Origin of the sequence: Paenibacillus plantiphilus (assembly GCF_927798095.1) — a bacterium.
Classification (GTDB): Bacteria; Bacillota; Bacilli; order Paenibacillales; family Paenibacillaceae; genus Paenibacillus_Z; species Paenibacillus_Z plantiphilus.
Genome location: NZ_CAKMMF010000040.1, coordinates 17,366 through 41,921 on the forward strand (window position 1 = coordinate 17,366; position 24,556 = coordinate 41,921).

24 protein-coding genes are annotated in these 24,556 nt (G+C 51.5%); 23 read left to right on the plus strand and 1 reads right to left on the minus strand.

The features are described 5' to 3' along the window. Positions 1 to 49: 49 nt before the first annotated feature. The 6 genes from ispE (at position 50) to L6H65_RS24160 (ending at position 4,948) form a co-directional block, all read left to right on the plus strand. On the plus strand, positions 50 to 904 hold the full coding sequence (gene ispE / locus L6H65_RS24135; protein WP_236346585.1) for a 4-(cytidine 5'-diphospho)-2-C-methyl-D-erythritol kinase: 855 nt from the start codon (positions 50 to 52) through the stop codon (positions 902 to 904). A gap of 82 nt (positions 905 to 986) precedes the next feature. Next, complete coding sequence (purR, locus tag L6H65_RS24140) at positions 987 to 1,811, plus strand: pur operon repressor (RefSeq protein WP_236346524.1); 825 nt, start codon at positions 987 to 989, stop codon at positions 1,809 to 1,811. 29 nt (positions 1,812 to 1,840) lie between these two features. Beyond that, on the plus strand, positions 1,841 to 2,233 hold the full coding sequence (locus L6H65_RS24145; RefSeq protein ID WP_236346526.1) for a RidA family protein: 393 nt from the start codon (positions 1,841 to 1,843) through the stop codon (positions 2,231 to 2,233). 140 nt (positions 2,234 to 2,373) lie between these two features. Further along, positions 2,374 to 2,658: a septation regulator SpoVG gene (spoVG, locus tag L6H65_RS24150; RefSeq protein ID WP_018759486.1), complete on the plus strand. Its 285-nt coding sequence runs from the start codon at positions 2,374 to 2,376 to the stop codon at positions 2,656 to 2,658. A gap of 178 nt (positions 2,659 to 2,836) precedes the next feature. After that, positions 2,837 to 4,231 carry a bifunctional UDP-N-acetylglucosamine diphosphorylase/glucosamine-1-phosphate N-acetyltransferase GlmU gene (gene glmU, locus L6H65_RS24155; protein WP_290370471.1) on the plus strand — a complete coding sequence of 465 codons (1,395 nt, stop codon included), beginning with the start codon at positions 2,837 to 2,839 and terminating at the stop codon, positions 4,229 to 4,231. 66 nt (positions 4,232 to 4,297) lie between these two features. After that, positions 4,298 to 4,948, plus strand: a complete 651-nt coding sequence (locus L6H65_RS24160) for a 50S ribosomal protein L25 (RefSeq protein WP_236346528.1) — start codon at positions 4,298 to 4,300, stop codon at positions 4,946 to 4,948. Positions 4,949 to 5,050: 102 nt separating this feature from the next. On the opposite strand, the gene L6H65_RS24165 is transcribed toward L6H65_RS24160, so the two are convergent. Then, positions 5,051 to 5,251, minus strand: a complete 201-nt coding sequence (locus tag L6H65_RS24165) for a hypothetical protein (RefSeq protein WP_236346532.1) — start codon at positions 5,249 to 5,251, stop codon at positions 5,051 to 5,053. A gap of 260 nt (positions 5,252 to 5,511) precedes the next feature. Here L6H65_RS24165 and pth point away from each other — a divergent pair, with 260 nt between their 5' ends. The 17 genes from pth (at position 5,512) to L6H65_RS24250 (ending at position 24,174) form a co-directional block, all read left to right on the plus strand. Beyond that, positions 5,512 to 6,072, plus strand: coding sequence for an aminoacyl-tRNA hydrolase (gene pth, locus L6H65_RS24170; RefSeq protein WP_236346535.1), 561 nt, complete (start codon positions 5,512 to 5,514; stop codon positions 6,070 to 6,072). Between the two features lie 54 nt (positions 6,073 to 6,126). Then, the gene (gene fin / locus L6H65_RS24175) at positions 6,127 to 6,357 is read left to right on the plus strand and encodes an anti-sigma-F factor Fin (RefSeq protein ID WP_236346537.1); all 231 of its coding nucleotides are present in this window, start codon (positions 6,127 to 6,129) and stop codon (positions 6,355 to 6,357) included. A gap of 125 nt (positions 6,358 to 6,482) precedes the next feature. Further along, positions 6,483 to 10,010 (plus strand): transcription-repair coupling factor, encoded by a 3,528-nt coding sequence (mfd, locus tag L6H65_RS24180; protein WP_236346540.1) that lies wholly within the window; start codon positions 6,483 to 6,485, stop codon positions 10,008 to 10,010. Continuing rightward, positions 9,997 to 11,055, plus strand: coding sequence for a peptidylprolyl isomerase (locus L6H65_RS24185; protein WP_236346543.1), 1,059 nt, complete (start codon positions 9,997 to 9,999; stop codon positions 11,053 to 11,055). The genes mfd and L6H65_RS24185 overlap by 14 nt, the downstream gene beginning before the upstream one ends. Before the next feature lie 158 nt (positions 11,056 to 11,213). Further along, the gene (locus tag L6H65_RS24190) at positions 11,214 to 12,266 is read left to right on the plus strand and encodes a lactonase family protein (RefSeq protein ID WP_236346545.1); all 1,053 of its coding nucleotides are present in this window, start codon (positions 11,214 to 11,216) and stop codon (positions 12,264 to 12,266) included. Between the two features lie 509 nt (positions 12,267 to 12,775). Then, positions 12,776 to 14,029 (plus strand): urea ABC transporter substrate-binding protein, encoded by a 1,254-nt coding sequence (gene urtA / locus L6H65_RS24195; RefSeq protein ID WP_236346548.1) that lies wholly within the window; start codon positions 12,776 to 12,778, stop codon positions 14,027 to 14,029. A 119-nt stretch (positions 14,030 to 14,148) separates the two neighbouring features. Next, positions 14,149 to 15,054 (plus strand): urea ABC transporter permease subunit UrtB, encoded by a 906-nt coding sequence (gene urtB / locus L6H65_RS24200; RefSeq protein WP_236346551.1) that lies wholly within the window; start codon positions 14,149 to 14,151, stop codon positions 15,052 to 15,054. A gap of 21 nt (positions 15,055 to 15,075) precedes the next feature. Further along, entirely contained in the window at positions 15,076 to 16,164 is a 1,089-nt protein-coding gene (urtC, locus tag L6H65_RS24205) for an urea ABC transporter permease subunit UrtC (protein WP_236346555.1), read from the plus strand. Next, a complete protein-coding gene (urtD, locus tag L6H65_RS24210) occupies positions 16,127 to 16,912 on the plus strand; it encodes an urea ABC transporter ATP-binding protein UrtD (protein WP_236346558.1) in 786 nt (261 codons plus the stop codon). The genes urtC and urtD overlap by 38 nt, the downstream gene beginning before the upstream one ends. Next, on the plus strand, positions 16,890 to 17,585 hold the full coding sequence (urtE, locus tag L6H65_RS24215) for an urea ABC transporter ATP-binding subunit UrtE (RefSeq protein ID WP_236346561.1): 696 nt from the start codon (positions 16,890 to 16,892) through the stop codon (positions 17,583 to 17,585). Before urtD ends, urtE begins: the two co-directional genes overlap by 23 nt. Before the next feature lie 28 nt (positions 17,586 to 17,613). Then, positions 17,614 to 18,252 (plus strand): energy-coupling factor ABC transporter permease, encoded by a 639-nt coding sequence (locus tag L6H65_RS24220; RefSeq protein ID WP_236346564.1) that lies wholly within the window; start codon positions 17,614 to 17,616, stop codon positions 18,250 to 18,252. Then, on the plus strand, positions 18,245 to 18,631 hold the full coding sequence (locus L6H65_RS24225) for a PDGLE domain-containing protein (RefSeq protein ID WP_236346566.1): 387 nt from the start codon (positions 18,245 to 18,247) through the stop codon (positions 18,629 to 18,631). The genes L6H65_RS24220 and L6H65_RS24225 overlap by 8 nt, the downstream gene beginning before the upstream one ends. Positions 18,632 to 19,142: 511 nt before the next feature. Then, complete coding sequence (gene spoVT / locus L6H65_RS24230; protein WP_236346569.1) at positions 19,143 to 19,685, plus strand: stage V sporulation protein T; 543 nt, start codon at positions 19,143 to 19,145, stop codon at positions 19,683 to 19,685. A 154-nt stretch (positions 19,686 to 19,839) separates the two neighbouring features. Further along, positions 19,840 to 21,729: a putative polysaccharide biosynthesis protein gene (locus tag L6H65_RS24235; RefSeq protein WP_236346571.1), complete on the plus strand. Its 1,890-nt coding sequence runs from the start codon at positions 19,840 to 19,842 to the stop codon at positions 21,727 to 21,729. A 93-nt stretch (positions 21,730 to 21,822) separates the two neighbouring features. Further along, positions 21,823 to 23,301, plus strand: coding sequence for a bifunctional methyltransferase/pyrophosphohydrolase YabN (gene yabN, locus L6H65_RS24240; protein WP_236346574.1), 1,479 nt, complete (start codon positions 21,823 to 21,825; stop codon positions 23,299 to 23,301). Positions 23,302 to 23,616: 315 nt separating this feature from the next. Beyond that, positions 23,617 to 23,889, plus strand: coding sequence for an HU family DNA-binding protein (locus L6H65_RS24245; RefSeq protein ID WP_236346577.1), 273 nt, complete (start codon positions 23,617 to 23,619; stop codon positions 23,887 to 23,889). A gap of 3 nt (positions 23,890 to 23,892) precedes the next feature. Continuing rightward, the gene (locus L6H65_RS24250) at positions 23,893 to 24,174 is read left to right on the plus strand and encodes an RNA-binding S4 domain-containing protein (protein WP_236346580.1); all 282 of its coding nucleotides are present in this window, start codon (positions 23,893 to 23,895) and stop codon (positions 24,172 to 24,174) included. The last annotated feature ends 382 nt before the right edge of the window (positions 24,175 to 24,556 follow it).

Sequence of the window (24,556 nt, forward strand, 5' to 3'; positions counted from 1 at the left end):
TATAAAGAGAGAATTAAAGTTTTGAAGATTAACCGAACGGGTGAAGCTGATGAAGGTCTATGAGAAAGCGCCGGCAAAAATCAACTTACTGCTTGATGTGCTGCGCAAACGCGAAGATGGATTTCATGAAGTGGAAATGATTATGACGATGGTCGATTTGGCGGATCGCCTTGAGATGGAGGAGCTGCCGCGCGACACGATCATTATATCGAGTCAAGCCGGATATATACCCTTGGATGAGAAGAACTTGGCATTCCAGGCAGCGAGGCTGATCAAGGACCGCTATGATGTCCGCAGAGGGGTCTATATTCATCTGGATAAGAAGATCCCTGTGGCAGCAGGCCTTGCAGGCGGCAGCAGCGACGCTGCGGCGACGCTGAGAGGCTTGAACCGGCTGTGGGAGCTTGGCATCCCAGAGGACGAGCTATGCACACTTGGAGCGGAGCTGGGCTCAGATGTGCCGTTCTGCGTTACTGGCGGCACCGCAATCGCACGAGGCCGCGGCGAGAAGCTGGAGCGGATTAACAACCCGCCGCAATGCTGGGTCATTCTTGCCAAGCCGCCGATCAACGTGTCTACTGCTGATGTGTACGGCAAGTTTCGCGCGGCAGAGTTGAAGGAGCATCCTTCAACAGCAGCCATGCTATCCGCGATATCAAGCGGTTCCTTTCCAGGGATTATTGCTAATCTAGGCAATGTGCTGGAAACGGTGACGCTGCAACTGCATCCTGAGGTGCTTCAGTTGAAGGAAATTATGCACCGGCTCGGTGCTGATGGCGTTCTCATGTCAGGGAGCGGTCCTACGGTTTTTGGGCTCGTCAGCAAGGAAGCCAAGGTATCCAGAATCTATAATGGGCTTCGCGGCTTCTGTAAGGAAGTGTATGTGGTAAGAATGCTTACATGAATCGGACGTTGTTCTTGATTAAATCCGTATGAAAATGGTATATTGTCATTATATTATTCGGATTTAGCGGGGGGAGAACATCGTGAAGAAATTGAAACGAAGCGCAAGGTTAGTAGAAATGACACAATACCTGCTTACCCGCCCCCATACGTTAATTTCACTGACAGCCTTTGCTGATCGTTATCAGTCTGCGAAGTCATCGATCAGTGAGGATTTAGCTATCATAAAAGAAGTATTCGAGGATGAAGGTCTCGGGGAGCTTCAGACGCATGCCGGCGCTGCTGGGGGTGTCAAGTATACGCCCAAAATGAATCGTGCCCAAGCGCTTGCGATCATTCAAGACGTTTGCCGCCAGTTGGAGCAGCCGGAGAGGGTGCTTCCAGGCGGTTATTTGTATATGACCGACATGCTGGGCCAGCCCGGGTTGCTGGCCGATGTGGGACGTATGTTTGCAACCGCATTCGCATCATCGGATATCGATGTCATTATGACGGTGGAGACGAAGGGGATACCGCTGGCTTATGCCACAGCTGCCTGTATGAACCTGCCGGTCGTCATTGTGAGACGCGACAACAAGGTAACAGAAGGATCAGCGGTAAGCATCAATTATGTATCCGGCTCCAATAAGCGGATTCAGACCATGTCGCTGGCGAGAAGGGCCCTAAAGGAGCAGTCACGCGTACTGATCATTGATGACTTCATGAAGGCCGGCGGCACGATTCAGGGCATGATGGATCTGCTGTATGAATTCAACGCAACGGTGGCGGGTGTCGGAGTATTTGTTGAATCTGCCGAGGTGGGGACAGAGGAACGACTGCTGGAGGATTATGTATCCTTGGCGAATTTAACGGCGGTCGATATGAAGACGAAGCAAACGACGATTGAACCAGGCAACTTTTTTAATTAATGGAATGTCACAGAGGAGGTAATTCTGGTATGAAACATCAACCGCAAATTATCGCTACAAGCAAAGCTCCGGCTGCGATCGGACCTTATTCACAAGCGATCAAGCTGGGCAATTTATTGTTCACATCCGGGCAGATCCCGCTTGATGCTGATGGACAGCTAATCGAAGGCGGCATCGAGGAACAGACGCATCAAGTATTCCGCAATTTGGAGGCAGTGCTTGCTGAAGCGGGAGCAACGTTCGCAGATGTGGCTAAGGCGACGGTATTTATTAAAGACATGAATCAATTCGCAGCTCTCAATGCGATCTATGCATCCTATTTCGGAGACCATAAACCGGCTCGGTCAACAGTGGAAGTGGCTCGACTCCCCAAAGATGTGCTTGTCGAAATAGAGCTGATTGTATCGATTGAAGTCGAATAAAAGTCGAAACCTAGCGAAATGGCTAAACTGGAAAAAAATATTTTAAAAACGAGCAAGTTTTTACCAAAAACATGAAGGAATTTGCATCTGGATGTGGAATTATACAGCAAGTCTTCGATAGGCAAAGGTGGTGAACATAAGTGCAAATTACCGATGTCAGACTCCGCCGTGTAAATTCCGAAGGTCGCATGAAGGCTATTGCCTCCATTACCATTGATAATGAGTTTGTCGTTCACGATATTCGTGTGATCGACGGAAACAATGGTATGTTTGTAGCAATGCCTAGCAAGCGGACTCCTGATGGAGAATTCCGCGATATCGCCCATCCTATTTCTTCAACTACCCGTGAGAAGATTCAAGCTGCAGTACTCGCTGAATACGAGCGTGCGGCAACGGAAGAAGAAGTTATTGAAGAAGGAGCGTAATGACGTTATCTAGGAACGCGTGAGTGGAACTGAATAAGTGCAATGAGTCGATAGATTCGATTCATGGGGAATAAGGGAGCCTAGAGGCTCTCTTTTCTTTTGCTGCTGAATACGCTATATTCAATAGAGAATTTACGGGCGTACTCACTCGTCTCGTCGAATCAGGAGGGAACTAGAATTGAAAATGATGGCGATCGTGCTTGCTGCTGGACAGGGCAAGCGTATGAAGTCGAAATTATATAAGGTGCTTCACCCGGTATGCGGGAAGCCAATGGTTGGACATGTATTGCAAACGGTAAAGGAAGCAGCTTGCGAGCGTACGGTTGTTATTGTCGGCCACGGGGCAGAGGCTGTACAAGCCTATATTGGCGACAGGGCAGAATTTGTGCTTCAAGAGAAGCAGTTGGGCACAGGTCATGCCGTACAGCAGGCCGAATCTCTGCTTGGCGATGAAGAAGGAACGACCGTTATTCTGTATGGAGATACGCCTCTGGTTACGTCTGAGACGATCAAGTCGCTGTTGGCGCTTCATCTATCAACAGGATCAGCAGCAACGGTTCTAACTGCCGTTGTTCCGAACCCGCAAGGGCTGGGACGGATCATTCGCGATGATGCGGGCGGCGTGCTTCGTATTGTAGAGCAGAAGGACTGTACGCCCCAGGAAGAGCTTATAAGCGAGATTAACACAGGAATGTACTGCTTCGACAATCAGAAGCTGTTCCAGGCGCTCAAGAAGGTGACGAATGACAATGCGCAAGGCGAATATTATCTGACGGATGTTATGGAGATCCTTAGAAGCGCTGGAGAGACCGTACAGGCCTATTGCGCTCCTGACTTTGCGGAAGGCATTGGAGTGAATGATCGCGTAGGGCTGGCTGAGGCGGAAGGGCTGATGCGCGCTCGTATTGTGCGCAAGCATCAGATTAACGGAGTAACAGTTGTTGACCCGGCTGCTACATACATAGAAGCCGACGTTGTGATCGGCTCCGATACGATTCTCTATCCCGGCACATTGCTCAGAGGAAGTACGGTCATCGGAGAGGATTGCATCATTGGTCCGCAATCGGATATTACGGATACGGTGATCGGCAATGGCGTTGTCTTCAAGCACTCTGTTTCCGTAGAGGCCATCATCGGAGATGAGAGCGCTGTTGGTCCTTATGCCAATCTGAGACCGGCATCGAAGCTGGGCAGGGAGTGCAAAATCGGCGATTTCGTGGAACTGAAGAATGCAGAGCTGGGCGATGGAAGTAAAGTGTCGCATCTTAGCTACATCGGAGATGCGAAGGTCGGCAAGGATGTTAATATTGGCTGTGGAGCCATTACCGTCAACTATGATGGATATAATAAAGCAGTGACCGAGATCGGGGACCATGCCTTTGTCGGCAGTAATGTTAATTTGATCGCGCCGATTAAGGTAGGCGAGGGCGCATATGTTGTAGCAGGGTCTACAATTACACATAATGTGGATGCAGGCGATCTGGCAATTGCCCGTGAGCGTCAAGTGAACAAGCCGGGATATGCAGAAAAGCTTCGTTCACGCGCCAAAGCCAAAAAAGAGAGAAATAAGTAATTTGTTTATTTAGGCTCTGCAATGGGTAAGAATATATGGAACTCGATTTACAAGGAGGTTTCATATATGGCTATTGCACTAAGAGCCGAGGAACGAACTGTAGGAACGCAAGGTCAATTGAACAAGCTGCGGCAGCAGGGAAGTATTCCGGGTGTCATATACGGGAAACAGCTGGAGAATCCGACATCTATTAAGGTAGATGAGAAGGAGCTGCTGTCTCTTCTGCGCTCGCATCCCCATGCGCTGCTCGAAATAGATGTGCCTGGAATCGGCAAGCAGCCTGTCATGTTGACGGAGGTTCAGCGGGATCCTTTGACACGAACGGTCGTTCATATCGACTTGCATCAAGTGAATATGAACGAGGCGGTGAAGGCACCGGTTCGCATCGAAGCTGTTGGAGAGGCACAGGGAGTGAAGGAGGGCGGCATTCTGCAGCTGATGCTTCATGAGCTGGAGGTGCAGTGCTTGCCGAATGAAATTCCCGAAGTTATCGAAATTAATGTTGCCGGGCTTCAAATCGGCGATAATCTGCTCGTAAGCGATTTGAAGCTTCCGAAAGGGGTTTCGACCCGCATTGATGCGGATCAGGTGGTGGTCACGATTCTCGTGCCGCAGAAAGACCTGACAGAGGAAGAGGCCGAGGATGCCGCCGTGGAAGCGGTAGAAGCGGACTCACGGGCGAAGGAAGCGAATATGGACGCGGTGCATACCGAGTAGAATAGAAAAGACAATAACAGGAAAGGGCTGCCTACAAAGCAGCCCTTTCCTGTTATTGCATTGCATGATGAAGAATGAGTTCGTCGGATGATAAAATATTTGTTAATACCCCGGGCGAGAAACAAAGGTATATTCCTTCCGATCGTAGAAAATATTATTGACCTTGATGAAATTTGAACAAAATTGTTCAATGAAGCCGATATCACTATGCTCCCTGTGCAAATAGATCTGAATAGGAACGTGACATTCGCGATGATCGTCGAAATGAACATCATCAAAAATGAGTTGACCATTTAGATACATCGAAGACTCTCCTTTGAATTCAATGTATGGCTTTATGCCGTTTATATACATATGACAATCGGCAGCGCTCATTCGTTGCATTATTACAAAATATTTCAATGAAAATTTTGCAAAGCGAGCTATTTATCGTGTAATCTGCATATAACAGCAGGAAATCACAGCGCTTTCAAGCCATTTTGGCAGAATATGAGAGAGTTTCTGATGCAACAAAGCGGCTTTAATGGCTAGCTCGCAAAAACAATTAGGAGTTGAAGGTCAGCATGAAATGGATTGTCGGATTAGGCAACCCGGGTACGACATATCAAGGTACTCGTCATAATATCGGGTTCATGGCGATTGATGCGCTTGCCAAGCGGCATGGGATCCATGTAACGCAAAGCAAATGCAAGGCGCTGCTCGGTGAAGGGAATATAGCCGGAACGAAGGTGGCGCTGATCAAGCCGATGACCTATATGAACCTGTCGGGCGAGTCGGTAAGAGGGTTTATGGACTACTACAAGGCGGATCTCGCCGATATGATTGTTGTCTATGATGATTTGGATACAGAGTGCGGAAGAGTGAGGCTCCGCTATCAGGGCAGTGCGGGAGGACATAACGGGATCAAGTCCATTATTGCGCATACGGGCACACAAATCTTCAATCGGGTGCGTATGGGAATCTCCCGTCCGCAGCCTGGCATGAATATTGCGGATTATGTGCTGTCCAATTTCCCCAAGAGCGAGGGAGATCAAGTGAAGGCGATGATTGAAGAAACCTGTGATGCGCTTGAATTTGCTCTGAAGCATCCCTTTGATCAGACAATGGCGAAATATAACCGTTAGAATTCGGCGGGTTCGGGCATACTGAGGGTATATCAAACCTTCAGGAGGCATAATATGGCTGTGAATTATATTTGTCGTCATTGCAAGTCCGCAATGGGATCAATCGAGAGCACAGGAATTACGGAGCTGCAGCTCGGTTTCCATTTCTTGACCCCCGAAGAACGCAGCGATATAATAGCGTATAATCCGAATGGAGATGTGACGGTTAAAGTGGTATGTGATTATTGTCGCGAAGCGATTGACAGCAATCCGGAATTGCTGCTTGTTACAAGTCCTCTTCAGTAGGCAGAACGAATAGCAGCGAGGAGTCTTGGCGCACGGCCGAGGCTCCTTTTGTGACGGCATGAATGGCTGCCGTCCCTCTGCTCGTATCCGTGCTTGGCTTGTGGATGAAATGAGGTGCCAGAGCGTTGAAAGCGTTATTAGAGGCGTACGCCGCGGATACAGACTTCCAGTCGGTTCTATCCGGAGTTCAAAAAGGAATGCGCGAACAGCTTGTGTCAGGACTCGCGGGATCATCGCGCCAAGTGATGATTGCAGCGCTGATGCGAGAGTTGGCAAGGCCGATAGTCGTTGTTACCCATAATATGTTTGCTGCCCAGAAGATCGCAGAGGATCTGGCTGAATGCCTGAATGCCAATGAGGTGCTTCTCTATCCGGCCAATGAGCTGGTGGCAGCTGAAGCCGCTATATCAAGTCCGGAAACGCTTGCACAACGAATGGATGTGCTTATCCAGCTTTCGGAGGGCTATCGCGGCATTGTTGTCGTGCCGTTCTCCGGGGTTCGGCGTTATTTGCCTGCGCGCGGCGTGATGGCGAATGCAAGAATCGAGCTGCGCGTTGGGGAAACCCTCTCATTGGAGACGTTTCTGCAGCAAATGGTGGGGCTTGGTTATACGCGTGTAGACAAAGTAGAGAATAAAGGTGATATGAGCGTTCGCGGCGGGATTGTAGATGTCTATCCGCTGACGAGCATTCATCCCTATCGCATTGAATGGTTTGATGATGAGATTGATTCCATCCGGACATTCGACCCCGTCGAGCAGCGCTCTCTTGAGAAGCTGCAGCATTACGTTGTTCCGCCATGTCAAGAGCTGGCGGCAGATGCGGGCAGGTTTGCGGGTGCGGCGCAGCATGCAGCCGAGCTGCTGGAGCAGCAGCTGCTGAAGATGACGGACCGAACGGCGAAGGATCGGCTTCGTGCGGATATTGGCGCAGAGATCGAGCAGCTGCGGCAGCATCAATATTTTCCGGAAATCTATAAATATATTTCATTGCTCTATCCAGAGCGGCAGACGTTGTTCGATTATCTTCCTGAGGATACGCTGCTTATTTATGATGAGCCGACACGGCTGATCGAAACGGGCAGACAGCTGGAGCGGGATGAAGCGGAATGGGCGACCCATCTGCTGCAGAACGGAAAGTCGCTGCCGGGCTTTGTTCTGGCATGCCCATCGGATGAGGTGCTCTATCAGCGTCCATTCCAGACGGTATTCTTGTCGTTGTTCTTAAGGCAGATTCCACATACGCAGCCGCAAAATATTCTGAATGTCGTCAGTCGGGCGATGCAGAACTTCCATGGACAGATGAATGTGCTTAAGGCGGAGATGGACCGCTGGCGCAAGTCAGGGGCCAATGTGATGATGATGGCCGGCAATGCCGAACGTATGGATCGGATGCGGCGCGTGCTTCACGATTATGGCATCGAGCCGCCAATTCTTATCGAAGGCAATCTGCAGTCAGGCTTCGAGCTGCCAGCGATTCACCTTGTCGTCATTACGGAAGGCGAGATGTTCTCGCAGAAGCAGCGCAAGGCGCGGCGAGTAGACAAGAAGCTGGACAATGCCGAGAGAATCAAGAGCTATACGGAGCTGAAGGTTGGCGACTATGTCGTCCATCAGAATCATGGAATCGGCAAATATATTGGAATCGGAACGCTGGAGATTGCCGGCATTCACAAGGACTATATTCATATCATGTACGCTGGCGGCGACAAGCTCTCCGTTCCGATTGAACAGATCGACATGATTCAGAAGTATGTCGGCTCGGAAGAGAAGGATCCCAAGGTCTACAAGCTGGGCGGCAGTGAATGGACGCGTGCCAAGAGCAAGGCGCAATCCTCGGTGCAGGATATTGCGGATGACCTGATCAAGCTCTATGCAGAGCGCCAGGCAACGTCCGGCTTCGCCTTTGGCGCGGATACGACCTATCAGCAGGAATTCGAGGCTATGTTCCCGTATGATGAGACCCGGGATCAGATGAGAGCGATAGAAGAGATTAAGAAGGATATGCAAATCCCGCGTCCGATGGATCGCCTGTTATGCGGCGATGTTGGCTACGGCAAGACAGAGGTAGCGGTACGTGCGGCATTCAAGGCGGCAATCGAAGGGAAGCAGGTTGCTATTCTCGTGCCGACAACGATTCTTGCTCAGCAGCATTACGAGACGTTCAAGGAGCGATTCTCCGAATTTCCGTTCAATATTCAAGTGCTTAGCCGGTTCCGTTCCAAGAAGGAACAGAACGATACGATCAAAGGAATTAAAGCGGGCGCGGTGGACGTTGTAATTGGGACGCATCGCTTGCTGTCGCAGGATATTATTTTCAAAGACCTTGGACTTCTCATTGTCGATGAGGAGCAGCGGTTCGGCGTATCGCATAAGGAGAAGCTTAAGCGGCTCAAAACGAATGTGGATGTGCTGACGCTTACAGCGACACCGATCCCGCGGACGCTGCATATGTCTATGCTCGGTGTGCGAGACCTGTCCGTCATTGAGACGCCGCCGGAGAATCGGTTCCCGGTGCAGACCTATGTCGTGGAATACAGTCCATCTCTCGTTCGCGAGGCTATCGAGCGTGAGTTGGCTCGTGGGGGCCAGGTATATTACCTGTACAACCGTGTCCAGGGAATTACCCAGATGGCGGAGGCGATCAATGCGCTGGTGCCGGATGCGCGCGTGGCTGTCGGTCATGGCCAGATGTCCGAGCAGGAGCTGGAGAAGACGATTCTCGATTTCCTTGACGGAGAGTCGGATGTGCTTGTCAGTACGAGCATTATCGAGACTGGCGTGGATATTCCGAATGTGAATACGCTAATCGTGCATGATGCGGACAAAATGGGGCTGTCGCAGCTCTATCAGCTTCGCGGTCGTGTAGGCAGATCCAATCGTATTGCTTATGCTTATTTCACCTACCAGCGGGATAAAGTATTGACAGAGGTTGCCGAGAAACGGCTGCAATCCATTAAGGAGTTCACAGAGCTCGGCTCTGGCTTCAAAATTGCGATGCGGGACTTGTCCATACGTGGAGCGGGCAACCTGCTTGGAGCCGAGCAGCATGGCTTCATCGCTTCGGTCGGCTTCGATTTATATTCGCAGATGCTGGCTGATGAAATTGCCAAGCGCAAGGCGGGTATGGATGGTCAGCCGGTAGAGCAGGAGAAGGAAGTGAGCACAGTTATCGATATGAGTATCGATGCTTACTTGCCCTCGGCTTATATTTACGATAGCATACAGAAGATAGAGATCTATAAAAAGGTGGCGGCAGTGAGGTCGTTCGAGGAAGCGGATGATCTTAGAGAGGAACTGGTCGATCGATTCGGCGATTTGCCGCAATCGGTAGACAACCTGCTGGCGGTAGCGCGTCTGAAGGTGCTTGGCGCTGTCTGTGGTATCGAGCAAATAAGCAGCCGCGCGGATGATGTATTGATTCGCTTCGCGGAACGTGAGAAATTGCGGATGGATACGAAGAAGGTGGATCAGCTCTGCCTGCAATTTGAGAACCGGTTTAAACGCTCGACCGGGAACGAGGCTAACCCTCTGATTCAATTGCGCGGCAAAGGTCTCACGATGGAACAGAAGCTTGAATTGTTAGAGCGGTTCTTGGTACACATTAGAGATACTAACCAATCGAAAGGGGAATTACAGGATGTTGCGCACTAACTTTTGGAAGAAGGGGATTCTGCTCGCAATGGCAGCCCTCTTGATCGTCGTGCTTGCGACGGGTTGCGGCAAGGATGAAGAAGAGGTTGTGGCGACCTATAAGGATGGAGAGGTAACGAAGACGGAATTCGATAAATACTTGGCTTTCTTCAGTATTCTTCAGCCGGGCTCCGAGATGTATATTGCGATTCCGCAATTCAAGGAGCAGCTGCTCACCCAGTTTATCGGCTACAAAATATTGCAAAGCCGTTTGGATGATAAGAAAGACGATGAAGTTGAGAAGGAAATCACAGCATTCTATACAGAGTTCGAGAAGCAACGCAGCTCTAATGAGGATCTGAAGAAGAAAGTGGCAGACGCCGGACTGTCTGGCGATGATATGAAAACATTTTATCGCATGGTAGTCAGTGTTACAAAGGATCAGGACAGTAAAATTACGGATGCTGACGTGAAGAAGTACTACGATGAGAAGGCCAAACCAGACTTCAGTATCGTTAGTGTTCGCCATGTGCTTGTGAAGACGACAGAGAGAGAAACCGGCGCAGAAGTCCGCAAAGACGATGCTGCACTAGCTCTGGCCAAAGAAGTGAAGGCGAAGCTGGATGCTGGCGGCGACTGGAATGCCATTGCCAAGCAATACTCTGAAGATCCGGGCTCTAAGGATAACGGGGGCCTGTATGAGAACGTGGAGGTCTACACGTGGACACCAGAATTCAAGGCGGCAGCTATAGCGCAAGCAGTTGGAACGATTGGCGAGCCGGTGAAGACGATGGACGGATACCATATTATGAAGGTCGAGAAGCGTGAAGAGCAAGAGTTGGACAAGCTGTCTGAGGAGGAGAAGGGCAGTATAAGACAGGCGACTCTTTCTAACCGAATGGACGAGTTCATGAAGAAAGAGCTTCCTGGCTTGATAACTAAGATTAACCTTCCGAAAGAAGAAGCGCCGGCAGAGGATAGATCGACGATACCGGAGGAAATGCCTCGGAATGACGCAGACAAGCCGGATGAGAAGGCTGAAGATAAGACAGAAGAAGCGAAATAAGCCCATTTCGCGTCAACATGCAGGACAAGCACTCCAGGAATAGGGGTTGCTTGTCCTTTTTTATTGAGTACTCCGTCCGTTTATTCCGCCCTAGAGGGGTAATGGTAAAGAGATACACTAATTTTGCAGAGACGCTGACAGAGGAGGAGAAGAGGAACATGAGTGGAAGGATAATATATGTTGGTGCATACACTGGCGAGGATGAAGAGGGAATTACGGTATTTCAGCTTCAAAATGATGGAGGCAAGCTGAAGAGGCTGCATGGAATAGCGGGTATCGCAAATCCGTCATTCCTGACATTGAATGCAGACCGAACACGACTGTATGCGGTGAGCGAAGCTCCGGATGGCGATGGATATATTGCGAGCTTTGCGATAAATAGCAAGGATGGGGAGCTCACGCTGCTTAACAAGCAATCCTCCCGTGGTTCTGCGCCGTGTCATGTGACGCTTGACGGAGAGGAGCAGTATCTCGTCGTTACGAACTACAGCGGCGGCAATGTAGTCTTGTATCCGGTAGAGGTCGATGGTACGGTTGGAGCTGCTGCGCAAATTATTGCACATTCAGGGCAGGGGCCTCGTCATGATCGCCAGGAGAAGGCGCATCCTCATTCCTCCATTATGTCTCCAGACAATGAGTATGTTATCGTTGCTGATCTGGGGATAGACAAGCTTGTTCATTATCGTCTTGATCGCAAGGCAGGAAAGCTGATCTTTCATAGGGAGACAGAGGTGCTGCCTGGGGCTGGACCGCGACATCTCGTCTACCATCCTAATGGGGAACTGCTCTATGCGCTGAATGAACTGAATAGTACAATCGCAGTTTATAATTACGCTGCTGCGGATTCGACGCTTGAATCTATACAGACCATCGCTGCGCTGCCGGAGTCGTTCCAAGGTACAAATACGAGTGCGGACATCCATCTAACGAGCTGCGGCCGGTTTCTATATGCATCCAATCGCGGACATGACAGCATTGCGGTTTTTCGGGTTGATGCAGCAGGGCTGCTGGCTCTGATCGAGCATGTGCCAAGCGGAGGGCGGACACCTCGTAATTTCGCTCTTGCGGCAGATGATCAGTTTTTACTGGCTGCTAATCAAGATTCTCATAGCATCGCCGTTTACTCCGTTCATTCGGAAACCGGACAACTGGTTGACCTTGAACACAACCTCAATATTGAGGCGCCGGTTTGTATTCGATTCTTATTGTGATAGTAGACTGTGATGAGAACTAAAGGTGCGAACAAATAAGGCCGGATTCAAAGCAGCCTTATTCCAACTAAGGTTGTGGAGTGGTAGTAGGCATAATTGGAGTTTGCGGCTCATTGTTCATCGTAATTATGAGATCGATACTGTTTGAACCTCTGAAAGCACTGGTTAAAACTGGTGACTCAGAGGTTTTTTTGTTTTTAAAAGAAAATTAATGGCCGCTACAATGTTCAATAGCACCTAATCTTTATGTTATATATATGTTATATTCGGCGAAATAGAAGAGCGGAAAAGCGACTTGATTCTAAGAGATTCAACATTAATGTTAACTACATGTTAGTTTGAGTGTAGAAAATGAGTAAATGGAGTCGAAATACAGAATTAAAAAGATTTTCATGTAATATATATTGACATATAAGTTTTGGTAAAACTATAATGAATCAACGAACGAAGGAGCGTTAGATGCGTTGAACGTTCGGAATAGAGAAAAAAATGACTCGGGGAGTGGGAGAATGAGAAAAAATGTTTGGAAAAGCGTTTCTTTGTTGTTAATTGCTCTCTGTATCGTCATAACAGGCTGTAGCAGCGACAACAAGGAAAAGACAAATGCAGGTACGGACGGCGGAGCCAACACGGCTAGTGATGGAGAAATCAAGGTCGGCATTCTGCACTCGCTTAGCGGTACGATGGCAATCAGTGAAGTATCCGTGAAGGAAGCGGAGATGATGGCTATTGATGAGATTAATGCCAAAGGGGGCGTGCTAGGGAAGAAGCTTGTACCTGTTGTAGAGGATGGCGCATCCGATTGGCCGACTTTTGCAGAGAAGGCAAGGAAGCTCATATCTGAGGATGGTGTAGCGACTGTATTCGGGGGCTGGACCTCGGCAAGCCGAAAAGCGATGCTGCCCGTATTCGAAGAGCTGAACGGCTTGCTCTGGTATCCGGTTCAGTACGAAGGACTGGAAGCTTCTCCGAATATCTTCTACACAGGCGCGACAACAAATCAACAGATCGTTCCGGCGGTAACGTGGCTGCTCCAGAATCGAGGCAAGACGTTCTTCTTGCTTGGCTCCGATTACGTGTTCCCGCGTACGGCGAACAAAATCATTAAAGAACAGCTGAAAGCCGAGGGTGGCGAGCTAGTGGGCGAAGAGTACACGCCTCTTGGCCACACGGACTATGCGACGATAATAAGCAAGATTAAAGCGGCGAAGCCGGATGTTGTTTTCAATACATTGAATGGGGACAGCAATGTTGCTTTCTTCAAACAGCTTAAGGATGCCGGAATTACGGCGAAGGATATGACGACACTGTCTGTGTCGGTGGCTGAGGAGGAAATTCGGGGTATCGGCGTGGATGTGCTGGAAGGGCATCTTGCAGCGTGGAATTACTATCAGTCGACAGACACGCCGGAAAATAAAACGTTCGTGGAGAACTACAAGAAGAAGTACGGGGCAGATCGCGTTACGGCTGATCCCATCGAAGCCGGTTACGATGCTGTCTATCTGTGGGCAGCGGCAGTAGAGAAGGCAGGCTCCACTGATGTGGCGAAGGTGAAGGAAGCGGCTAAAGGTCTGGAATGGGATGCGCCTGAAGGCAAAATCAAGATCGATGGCGATAACCAGCACATCTACAAGACGGTCCGTATTGGCGAGGTGCAGGCGGATGGACAGTTCAAGGAGCTGTGGAATTCCGGCGATCCTGTGAAGCCTGATCCTTATCTGAAGGGATACGACTGGGCGGGCAGCTTAAGCGCAGGCAACTAATTGATCCTTCTTAAAGAGCTTTTCAATGGCAGGTGATGGCGGGGAGGGTATTCGTCGGCTGACGCCTCGAATACCTCCCTTGTCCTGTTGCCTGATGCTGTTCTCTCAGGGGTGAGTGTATGGATGTTATTGTGCTCCAGCTGTTTAATGGTTTCAGCGTCAGCTCTATCTTGCTGCTTATTGCGCTAGGCCTTGCGATTACATTCGGACTTATGAAAGTCATTAATATGGCGCATGGAGAGCTTATTATGATTGGCGCCTATTCAGCGTATGTCGTTCAGAACTTGTTTCTCTCCTATATGCCCTCGTCGATGTTCAATTGGTACTTTATTGCTGCGATTCCATTCAGCTTTATCGTTGCTTTTCTAATTGGGCTTCTGCTTGAGGCGACATTGATTCGATTCCTTTATGGAAGACCTCTAGATAGCTTGCTGGCAACTTGGGGGATTGGACTCATGCTGCAGCAGCTTGCACGAACGATCTTCGGCGCTCCTAATGTCGGGGTAACAAGCCCGTCTTGGCTGAATGGCGGGATGACGATTATGGGCGATGTTGTACTGCCATATAAACGTTTGTTTATTATCGCGCTTGTCTGTCTATGCTTGGTCGCGATGTACGTATATATTTACCGCAGTCATTCTGGACGCCGGATGCGGGCTGTGATGCAGAATCGCGAGATGGCGGCTTGTCTGGGCATCTCGACACGCCGTGTCGATGCGATGACATTTGCTATTGGCTCTGGCATTGCGGGCATTGCCGGCTGTGCGCTGACGTTGATGGGTCCGATTGGTCCGTCCATAGGGACGTATTATATCGTGGATGCTTTCATGGTCGTTGTGCTGGGCGGTGTTGGCAAGCTGATCGGAACGGTGTTCGGAGCGCTTGGCATCGGACTGTCCAATACGGTGTTTGAATACTGGACTACAGCCTCTCTTGGCAAGGTGCTGGTGTTCCTGTGCATCGTCGCCTTTCTGCAATGGAAGCCAATGGGGCTTGTGGCGATGCGCTCGCGTTCACTTGACTAAGGGATAAAGGTGGGACTATGCATGCATAAGCGATTGATGTCGCGCCAGCGGCTATGGCTGCTGGCGGGGTATGCGGCAGCGGCGACGGCGCTGTTCTGCGCACCGCTCTTCCTAAGTGATTTTCGCCTTAATTTGCTCGCTAAGTTTCTGGCATTCGCCATTGTTGCGCTCGGTCTGGATTTAATATGGGGCTATACCGGTATTCTGAGTCTGGGTCACGGGGTGTTCTTCGGTCTGGGCGGCTATGCAATGGCGATGTATTTGAAGCTGGAGGCGAGCGGCGGCCGTCTGCCGGATTTTATGGATTGGAGCGGCCTGTCTGCGCTGCCGTGGTTCTGGAAACCGTTCAGCAGCTTCGGCTTTGCGTTTGCGGCGGGTATTCTGCTGCCTGCCTTGCTGGCATTGGTGCTGGGCTATTTTACTTTCCGCAATCGGATAAAGGGCGTTTATTTCACGATTCTAACGCAGGCGCTTGTCATCATTACCGTTACGCTGTTTATCGGTCAGCAAGCGTTCACGGGCGGAACGAATGGCATTACGGGATACGGCAAGCTGTTCGGACAATCGCTTGCTTCGCCGGATACGAAGCAGATGCTGTATTGGGTGACGGTCATCGCGCTCATTGCTGCTTATGCGTTATGCCGTTTCCTTGTCAAAAGCCGGTTCGGCAAGGTGCTTCGGGCAATTCGCGATGGCGAGAACCGGGTTCGGTTTATCGGCTATAACCCAGCTATCTATCAAATGGTTGCGTTCAGCATTTCAGCTGGATTGGCCGGACTTGCCGGCATGCTGTTCGTCCTCCACGTTGGCATCATCTCGCCATCTATGATGGGTATCGTTCCTTCGATAGAAATGGTGCTATGGGTTGCGATTGGCGGGCGCGGAACGTTGATTGGCGCGGCGCTTGGAGCTATTCTGCTCAATTCAGCCAAAAGCGTATTCAGTGAATCCTACCCTGACGCCTGGCTGTTCTTCATGGGCCTGCTGTTCGTCATCGTCGTTGTGTTCTTGCCGAAGGGCGCGGCTGGTTTGCTTGGACAGTTCAAGTGGCTTAGAAGAAGGAGGGCGAAGCATGGAGAAGGGGATGGAGTCCACTATCCTGCAGTGTGACGGGGTGACGGTTGATTTTGACGGATTCAAAGCGGTTCAAGGGATGAACTTCCGGCTTGAAAAAGGTGAGCTGAGATTCCTTATCGGACCTAACGGAGCAGGTAAAACAACGATGCTGGATGTGATCTGCGGGAAGGTTAAGCCGACTATAGGCAAGGTATTGTTCGGGGGGAAGGTTGATATCACCAGGAAGAAGGAGCATCAGATCGCCGAGCTTGGCATCGGACGCAAGTTCCAGACGCCATCGATATTCCCGACACTTACGGTGTTCGAGAATTTGGAGATTGCGATGCGGCAGAATCGGAGTGTGCTCGCTGCTCTTCGCGCGAAGCTGAGGGCAGAGGAGCAGGAGCGGATCGAAGCGCAGCTGGAGATGATCGGCCTTCAAGAGAAAGCCTCTTGGCGGGCTGGCGGGCTCTCCCATGGGGAGAAGCAGTGGCTTGAGATCGGAATGATGCTGCTGCAGGAGCCGGAGATTCTGCTGCTGGATGAGCCTGTTGCAGGGATGACAGACAATGAAACGGAGAAGACGGGCGAGCTGCTCCGAGCGATCAGCCAGACGCAGTCGATTGTCGTCGTGGAGCATGATATGGAGTTTGTCCGTAATTTCGCAAGCAAGGTGACCGTCATGCATGAAGGAAAGCTGCTCAAAGAAGGTTCCATGGAGGAAGTGCAGCGGGATGATCGGGTTGCGGAGGTTTATCTGGGGAAAAGGCGGGATGCCGATGCTGGCCGTTCGACAGCTTGAAGCGGGATATGGCGAGAGTGTCATTCTACGGAATGTAACGTTGGAGGTGCAGCGCGGCGAGGTCGTCTGCTTGCTGGGCCGCAATGGCGTAGGCAAGACGACGCTTATGAAGAGTATTATGGGTGTCCTCAAGGCTCGCAAGGGGCATGTCACTTACAGCGGAGCTGATCTGACGAAGCGGGCGCCTGGGGAGCGGGCGAGGCGGGGGATTGGTTATGTGCCGCAAGGCAGGGAGATATTTCCTCAGCTGACCGTGTTCGAGAATTTGCTGCTTGGTCTGGAGGCGACTCCTGGCAAGGGTCGCATAATTCCTGAATCAGCTATTATGAAGTTTCCAGTGCTGCCGACCATGTATGGACGGAACGGCGGCGATCTGAGCGGGGGACAGCAGCAGCAGCTTGCCTTTGCCCGCGCGCTGGCATCTGAGCCAGCACTGCTGCTGCTTGACGAGCCTTGCGAAGGCATACAGCCGTCAATCGTGGATGATATCCGGGATGTTATTCGGTCCATCAAAGCGGAGGGAGGCACGGCTATTCTTCTTGCAGAGCAAAGCTTGGAATTCGTGAAGAGTGTCGGGGACTATTTCTATATTTTGGAGAAGGGTTCTATTGCATGGGAGGGTGGCTTGGAGGCTTTGGATGATGAAGTCATTCGCCGTTATTTGACCGTGTGAGCGAACGATTTATGGGAGGGAATTTGATATGCACATTCCAGATGGATTTCTTGACACGAAGGTGTGGATAACGACGACAGTGATCGGAGCGAGTGCGGCAGCTTACAGTCTGAAGCGAACGAAGCTGGCTCTGCAGCCTGATAAGGTGTCTATGGTAGCGTTGATAGGGGCGTTTGTTTTTGCCGCTCAGATGATTAATTTTCCTATTGCGGGGGCGACCTCGGGTCATTTTCTCGGTGGGGCATTGACCGCAATCTTGTTCGGACCCTGGATTGGGACACTCATTATGGCGGCAGTACTCGCTATTCAGGCGATTGTGTTCCATGATGGAGGCGTGACGGTATTAGGTGCTAATGTGCTATGCGCTGGAGTTATCAGCTGTTTTGCCGGATATGGCGTTTACCGTGCGGGAATGGCTCTATCGCGCGGCAGAGGACGTATTATAATCACATTCCTCGCGTCGTGGTTGTCCATTGTGGCTGCATCTGCTGGTGTGGCGTTGCTGCTGTCATGGTCAGGAACCTTCGAGCTGGGCACGGCGCTTGGGGCAATGATCAGCTGGCACAGTCTGATCGGCATTGGAGAAGGGGCAATCACAGCTGTTGTAGCGGGCTTCCTGCTGGAGCGGAAGATGACGCTTGCCAAGGGAGAGATGCAGCATGCTTAATGATAAGGAAACAAATGCTGCTGGGGCAGAGAGTGCGAGCTCTTATGTTATTACGGTGAATAAGACCAAATGGATCATTATGCTGGCATCGACATTCGCGGTTGCAGGGCTTCTGTCGCCCTGGGCGTCTTCTTCCCCTGACGGACTGGAGCGTGTCGCTGAAGATCATGGATTCCTTGATTCTGCAAAAACAGTCTTTAACTGGGCTCCGATACCGGATTATGAAGTCGCTGGGTTGTCAGGAAATGCGCTGAAGGTTGGCTCGGCGGGGGTTATCGGTGTTCTTGTTATGCTGGCCGCGCTATGGGTGATCTCTCGTAATTATGGAGGCCGAGGCAATCACGGAGACGGCAGCGGCATGCCGGCTGCACATAAGTAATCGGTGTAAATGTTTTCGCATCCTGCTGCTCATACATGAGAAGCAGGATGTTTGCTGTATATGGCCCTTTGGCCCTTTGGCAGCGGTGAGGACACCCGTACCGTCCCACCGCGCGCTGGGAGCTGCGCGCGGTGCAGAAGAATGGTGGACTTGGATAGTGCCCACTGAGATGGAATTCATTCCGTGATATTGAAGCGCTTTGCTGGGTATCCTTTACGCTAAGAACGAATTCATGGGAGCAATTGATTTTGTTTGGCCCGATCGGGGAAGGGGGCGGTCACGACGAGCAGCAACAGCGGCTTAGGCTGTACGAACGCTGATGGTAATGGGGCGACAGGTGTCAGATAGGGTGAAGGACGGGGCAATTCGTGCATAAGAATCTGGGAGGGGATGAATACTATGGTCAGATTCGAAATCAACATTTTCATGGATCATCTCCTCTTGATCGATAGACAAGCTGTATGTATCCCAGTCAAATTCAAATCTTCAAGGAAAGTGGGGCAACTAGAATATGAAAGCAACTGGAATTGTTCGCCGCATCGATGATCTTGGCCGGGTCGTCATACCGAAGGAAATCCGCCGTACATTGCGTATACGCGAAGGCGATCCGTTAGAAATATTCGTTGACCGTGATGGAGAGGTTATTCTGAAGAAATATTCGCCAATCGGAGAATTGGGTGACTTCGCCAAGGAATATGCGGAGTCGCTATCCGAAAGCACGAACCATATTGCCATGATTACCGACCGTGATCATATTATTGCACTGGCGGGCGCCCCCAAGAAAGAATATTTGGAGAAGCAGATCGGGGCATTGCTTGAAGGCTGCATGGAGAATCGGAAAACGGTAGTGGAAGCAACGGGCGGTTCATTCGAGGTTGTTAAGGATATCGGCGAAACCTTCAGCTCCTTCGTCGCTGCTCCCATCATTGCTGGCGGGGACCCTATTGGCACGGTTGTCCTGCTTAGCAAGGAAGAGAATGTGAAGATGGCGGATATGGAAGTGAAGATGTCGGAGACCGCCGCGGGTTTTCTCGCCAAACAGATGGAACAATAATAGAGAAGCTTCCTGGAGATTGCTCTTCAAGGGAGCTTTTTTTTGGGAAAAATGAACCTTTAGGCAGCAGCTGCAGCATCCTTGCATATATTCTGCTTATTGTACGAGCAGGAGCATTACGGGGTATAATGAGGGATAGGAGAAGAGATAGGCGGTGCACGAATTGGAGAGCGGGCTGGACAAGAATGCGGTTCCTTCCGGCACCAGTGCCGAGACTTCCGCAGCTGACGGGCCGTCCGTGGATCCGGGCAGGCGTGCAGGCAAGGCCTCGTTGTGGAGAGGCGCGGCAGTGATGGGGATTGCGATGTTAATAAGCAAGGTAATCGGTACCTTGCAGAAGATACCGCTGCAAAATATTGCGGGTGATCGAGTGTTCGGGATCTATAATGCAGTTTATCCGTTGTACCAGCTGCTGCTGGTCATGGTGACAGCCGGATTTCCTGTAGCTGTGTCGCTACTGGTCGCTGAGCGAGAGGCTGTTGGAGACCATGCGGGTTCCCGAAGGGTTCTGGGCGCGAGTGCGCTGCTGCTGTCTATTAGCGGTGCGGCAGGTTTTATATTGTTATGGGTCGGGGCTGATTGGATTGCAAGCTGGATAGGCGACAGAGGGACAGCGCCCGCTATTCGGATGGCGGCTCTTGCGCTGTGGGTTGTGCCGCTCATGGCAGCTCTTCGTGGTTATTATCAGGGGCTGGGGAGGATGCTACCCTCCGCGATATCGCAACTGACTGAGCAGAGTGTCCGGGTTGCAGCCATGCTCATGCTGCTGGCAGCGGGCTGGCAGCTGGGCTGGGCTGAGCCGGAGCTCGCTGCTGGAGCGACGGCGGGCTCGGCCATAGGCGGAGCTGTTGGGCTCGGGGTCATGGTCGCGTACTGGCTTCGCGACCCTCGCCGCCGCAGCGGAGAGAGGCGGAATGATTCGAGCGGGGATGTCGGGAGCGGGGGGACCGAGAGGGATAGCCGTAGGAACGGCGATATCGTGCAGGATGGCTCTGGAAGCGGCGGGGCCGAGCAGGATAGCCGAAGGAATAGCGATGTCGTACGCAGCGAGGCTCGCGATTTCGTGATGAAGAGGGGCGATGTCCCAGATAGCCGGAAAATGCCCAGAGGGCTTGCCGCTACTGTACGCCGTCTGTCCGCGCTTGCCCTGCCTGTTGCTTTGGGGGCATTAGCTGTGCCAGTCCTGAGCGTTGTTGATGCCTTTTCTATTCCTCGTCTTCTACGCGACACGGGGGCAAGTGCAGCCGATTCCTTGACTCTATTCGGCCTTTACAGCAGAGGCCAGCCGCTTGTGCAGCTGGTTGTCATGGTTGCAGGCGCGATAGGCGCAGCGCTTGTTCCTGCGTTAGCGGCGGCGCGCATGCGCGGTGACCAAGCGGCTGTACGCCAGCATGCCGCGCTTGCGATGCGGGCGGCATGGTCCTTAGGCGCCGCCGCTGCCGTCGGGCTCGTTATTCTGGCCGAGCCCATTAATGTGCTGCTGTATGCGGATGATAAGGGATCGTTAGCTTTCGCTCTTGTAGGCTGTACCGCGCTTGCCGGTACTGTTAATGCGGTTGCAGCGGCGATGCTGCAGGGAATTGGCCTGCTGCGCGGGCCGATGCTGTTCATGCTTGCCGCTGCTGCTCTTAAGGCGGCACTCAACGCTGTGCTCGTGCCGCCTTTCGGCATTGCTGGCGCGGCCTGCGCGGGCATTGCCGCGCTTGCGGTCGCCGCCCTGCTGAGCGCGGGCGCCGTTCGCCGCGCCACAGGCGCAGCTATGCCCGCACGCCATGCTGCGGGCATAGGACTTGCGCTCGCGGTCATGGCCGCGGCGCTCATCCTGGCCGAGCGCGGCGGTGCTGCGCTGCTCGGCCCTGCGCTGCCGCCGAGGGCGGCAGCTGCGGCGCTTGCGCTCGGGGGCACCGCCCTCGGCGCAGCGTTGTTCTTCGCCGCCGCGCTGCGCAGCGGCTGCCTGCAAGCGCGCGATCTGCGCGCATTGCCCGGCGGCGAGGCGATCGCCTCGCGCTTGCGTCGCTGGCGGCTGCTGCCGCGCGGAGAGTAGCTGCCTGCGGCGCAAGCAATTCGCTGGCTGGCTGCCCCGCCGACTGTAACATTTCAATGCGTGATAGCGTTAACAATAGAGGAGGATACATACATGCAACCAAGTATTACTGTCGTCGGGCTTGGCACGGGGGATACTGATCAGTTGACGATGGGCATTTGGCGGAAGCTTCAGGCTGCTGAACATCGTTACGTGCGGACGGACAAGCACCCAACGATGCGGCTTTTTACGGATCATCAGCTATCTTATACGTCATTCGATTATTTGTACGAAGAGCTTCATTCCTTCCCGGATGTCTACGCGGCGATTGCGGATGTGCTGCTGGAGAAGGCTGCCCTGGAGGGCCATATTGTGTATGCCGTCCCGGGACACCCGATGGTAGCCGAACGCACAGTTCAGCTGCTGCGCGATCGTTGCTCACAGGAGGGCATCACGCTCACTGTCCTTGGCGGGGAGAGCTTTCTTGACCAGGCGTTCACACGGCTTGGCTTTGATCCCATCGAGGGGTTTCAGCTGCTGGATGCAACAGCGTTGGAGCCATCCCTGCTGCAACCTAAGCTGCACACTTTAATCGGACAGGTATATGATGAATATACCGCCTCTGACGTCAAGCTAACGCTGATGGAGCGGTATCCGGACGATCATCAGGTGACAGTCGGCCATGCGCTTGGCGTTCCTGAAGAAGAGCAGATTACAACCGTTCCTCTATATGAGCTGGATCGGCTTCAGGGGTATGGAAACCTATCGCTGATCTGGATTCCGCAATCGAATGACGCGGCGCTTCAGAACCGTTCTTTTGACCGGCTGCATGAAATTGTCTCCATCCTGCGAAGTCCTGATGGTTGTCCGTGGGATCGCGAGCAGACGCATCAATCGATTCGGAAGAACTTCATCGAGGAGACGTATGAAGCCATTGAAGCGCTCGACAACGATGATCCTGACGGCATGCGCGAGGAGTTCGGCGATGTTATTCTTCAAGTCATGCTGCACAGCCAAATGGAAGAGGAGATGGGCTCCTTCTCCGTCTATGACGTCATACAAACGCTGAACGAGAAGCTGTTGTTCCGTCATCCGCATGTGTTTGGCGAGCTGGGTGCCGTCGATGCTCAGGAAGCCCTCCAGAACTGGGAGCAGATGAAGGCAGAGGAGAAGCGCCGCAAAGGCATCGATCCTGCACTACAATCGAAGCTTGACGGTATTCCTCCGGATCTGCCTGCACTCATGAAGGCTTATAAGATTCAGAAAAAAGCAGCCAAGGTAGGCTTTGATTGGGATGACATCAACCCGGTATTGGATAAAATCCAGGAGGAGCTCGGCGAGCTGCGCGAAGCGATTGCAAGCAAGGATTCGGAGGAGCAGGCTGCTGAGCTGGGGGATTTGCTGTTTGCGACGGTTAATGCATCGCGATTTATCCATGCGGACCCTGAAGAGGCGCTTGCGCGAACGAATCAGAAGTTTAGAAAGAGATTCTTATATATAGAAGAGCAGCTTCGTATAAGTGGACGAACGTTTGACCAAACTGATTTAACAGAGATGGACCGTTATTGGGAGGAAGCCAAGCGGATTCCATGACCTATTTCGTCAAAAATCGTTCAAATTCCCCAGGAATCGCAAAAAGTTTGCCGAAACAGCAGGATTTTTTTAGGAGCAAGCAGAATAGTATCTTTCGAAAGAGAGCAATCATGCAGCACCATGGCGCTCCTCTGGCTTATCAAGGAACTATCGCAGAAAACTGGGCATATGCTTACGAAGCAAGTTTTCTACTCGCAGGAAGCTTAACAGGTTACTATCGCAGAAAACTAGGCATATGCTTACGAGGCAAGTTTTCTACTCGCAAGAAGCATAACAGGTTACTATCGCAGAAAACTTTTGGGAGGCTAAAAAAACATGAACAAAACAGATCTGATCAACAATATTGCAGCTAAGAGCGGCTTGACTAAACGTGATGTTGAAGTCGTATTGAACGGATTCTTGGGTGAAGTAACTGACGCGCTTGCAGGTGGAGATAAAGTCCAACTGATCGGCTTTGGCACGTTTGAAACTCGCAAACGCTCTGGACGTACTGGCCGCAACCCGCAGACAGGCGCCCCGATCACAATCGCTGAATCCAATATTCCTGCATTCAAAGCGGGCAATAAGCTGAAAGAAGCAATCAAGTAGTTCATGCGCTTAGATAAATTTCTCAAAGTATCGCGTTTGATCAAACGGCGCACTGTCGCCAAAGACGTATCCGACCAAGGACGTGTCTGGATCAATGAACGTGAAGCCAAAGCGAGCAGCACCGTCAAAGCCGGCGATGAGCTCAAAATTCAATTCGGCCAGAAAATCATCACGGTCCGCGTGGAGCGGATTGCTGAGACGACGAAAAAGGACGAAGCGAGTGGCATGTATACGTTGTTAAGCGAGGAAGCACGCCAGTCAGAGAATAAACTGGATTGGCAGTAGTTATTCTATCTATTATTTGACCCTCATGTTCAAGGGTCAGTAACTATCGCAATAGCCTGTTCCGACCAATCAGTCGGAATAGGCTATTCTTTTCTTGCAGCGATATCTATGGAATTCTGCTCTGTCTGCTCTTTGTAAAAGGCTTTTTCGTGCTTACAGCTGAGGACCACTCTCTTCAATCAGGCTGTAAGGGGATATTTTCCTCTTATCCCCCTCGATTTGGACGTAAACTTGCGAGATGAGAGTGTTTAAGCCGCAAATTGCAATTAGAATAAAAAGTGGACACCTCGTAACGTTGGACAGATAATAATCCTAATAAAAGGTGAGGTGTTCACAATGGGGAAAACGAGGCAGCATTATAACGACGAGTTTAAATTGCAGA

Coding starts and splice junctions, on each gene's coding strand:
- L6H65_RS24165 (WP_236346532.1), bottom strand. CDS start 5,251: ATGTATCTAAATGGTCAACTCATTTTTGATGATGTTCATTTCGACGAT.
- L6H65_RS24145 (WP_236346526.1), top strand. CDS start 1,841: ATGAAACATCAACCGCAAATTATCGCTACAAGCAAAGCTCCGGCTGCG.
- urtB (WP_236346551.1), top strand. CDS start 14,149: ATGGATGTTATTGTGCTCCAGCTGTTTAATGGTTTCAGCGTCAGCTCT.
- pth (WP_236346535.1), top strand. CDS start 5,512: ATGAAATGGATTGTCGGATTAGGCAACCCGGGTACGACATATCAAGGT.
- urtD (WP_236346558.1), top strand. CDS start 16,127: ATGGAGAAGGGGATGGAGTCCACTATCCTGCAGTGTGACGGGGTGACG.
- L6H65_RS24160 (WP_236346528.1), top strand. CDS start 4,298: ATGGCTATTGCACTAAGAGCCGAGGAACGAACTGTAGGAACGCAAGGT.
- L6H65_RS24185 (WP_236346543.1), top strand. CDS start 9,997: ATGTTGCGCACTAACTTTTGGAAGAAGGGGATTCTGCTCGCAATGGCA.
- urtE (WP_236346561.1), top strand. CDS start 16,890: ATGCTGGCCGTTCGACAGCTTGAAGCGGGATATGGCGAGAGTGTCATT.
- L6H65_RS24190 (WP_236346545.1), top strand. CDS start 11,214: ATGAGTGGAAGGATAATATATGTTGGTGCATACACTGGCGAGGATGAA.
- L6H65_RS24245 (WP_236346577.1), top strand. CDS start 23,617: ATGAACAAAACAGATCTGATCAACAATATTGCAGCTAAGAGCGGCTTG.
- fin (WP_236346537.1), top strand. CDS start 6,127: ATGGCTGTGAATTATATTTGTCGTCATTGCAAGTCCGCAATGGGATCA.
- ispE (WP_236346585.1), top strand. CDS start 50: ATGAAGGTCTATGAGAAAGCGCCGGCAAAAATCAACTTACTGCTTGAT.
- L6H65_RS24250 (WP_236346580.1), top strand. CDS start 23,893: ATGCGCTTAGATAAATTTCTCAAAGTATCGCGTTTGATCAAACGGCGC.
- L6H65_RS24220 (WP_236346564.1), top strand. CDS start 17,614: ATGCACATTCCAGATGGATTTCTTGACACGAAGGTGTGGATAACGACG.
- urtC (WP_236346555.1), top strand. CDS start 15,076: ATGCATAAGCGATTGATGTCGCGCCAGCGGCTATGGCTGCTGGCGGGG.
- urtA (WP_236346548.1), top strand. CDS start 12,776: ATGAGAAAAAATGTTTGGAAAAGCGTTTCTTTGTTGTTAATTGCTCTC.
- yabN (WP_236346574.1), top strand. CDS start 21,823: ATGCAACCAAGTATTACTGTCGTCGGGCTTGGCACGGGGGATACTGAT.
- L6H65_RS24225 (WP_236346566.1), top strand. CDS start 18,245: ATGCTTAATGATAAGGAAACAAATGCTGCTGGGGCAGAGAGTGCGAGC.
- spoVT (WP_236346569.1), top strand. CDS start 19,143: ATGAAAGCAACTGGAATTGTTCGCCGCATCGATGATCTTGGCCGGGTC.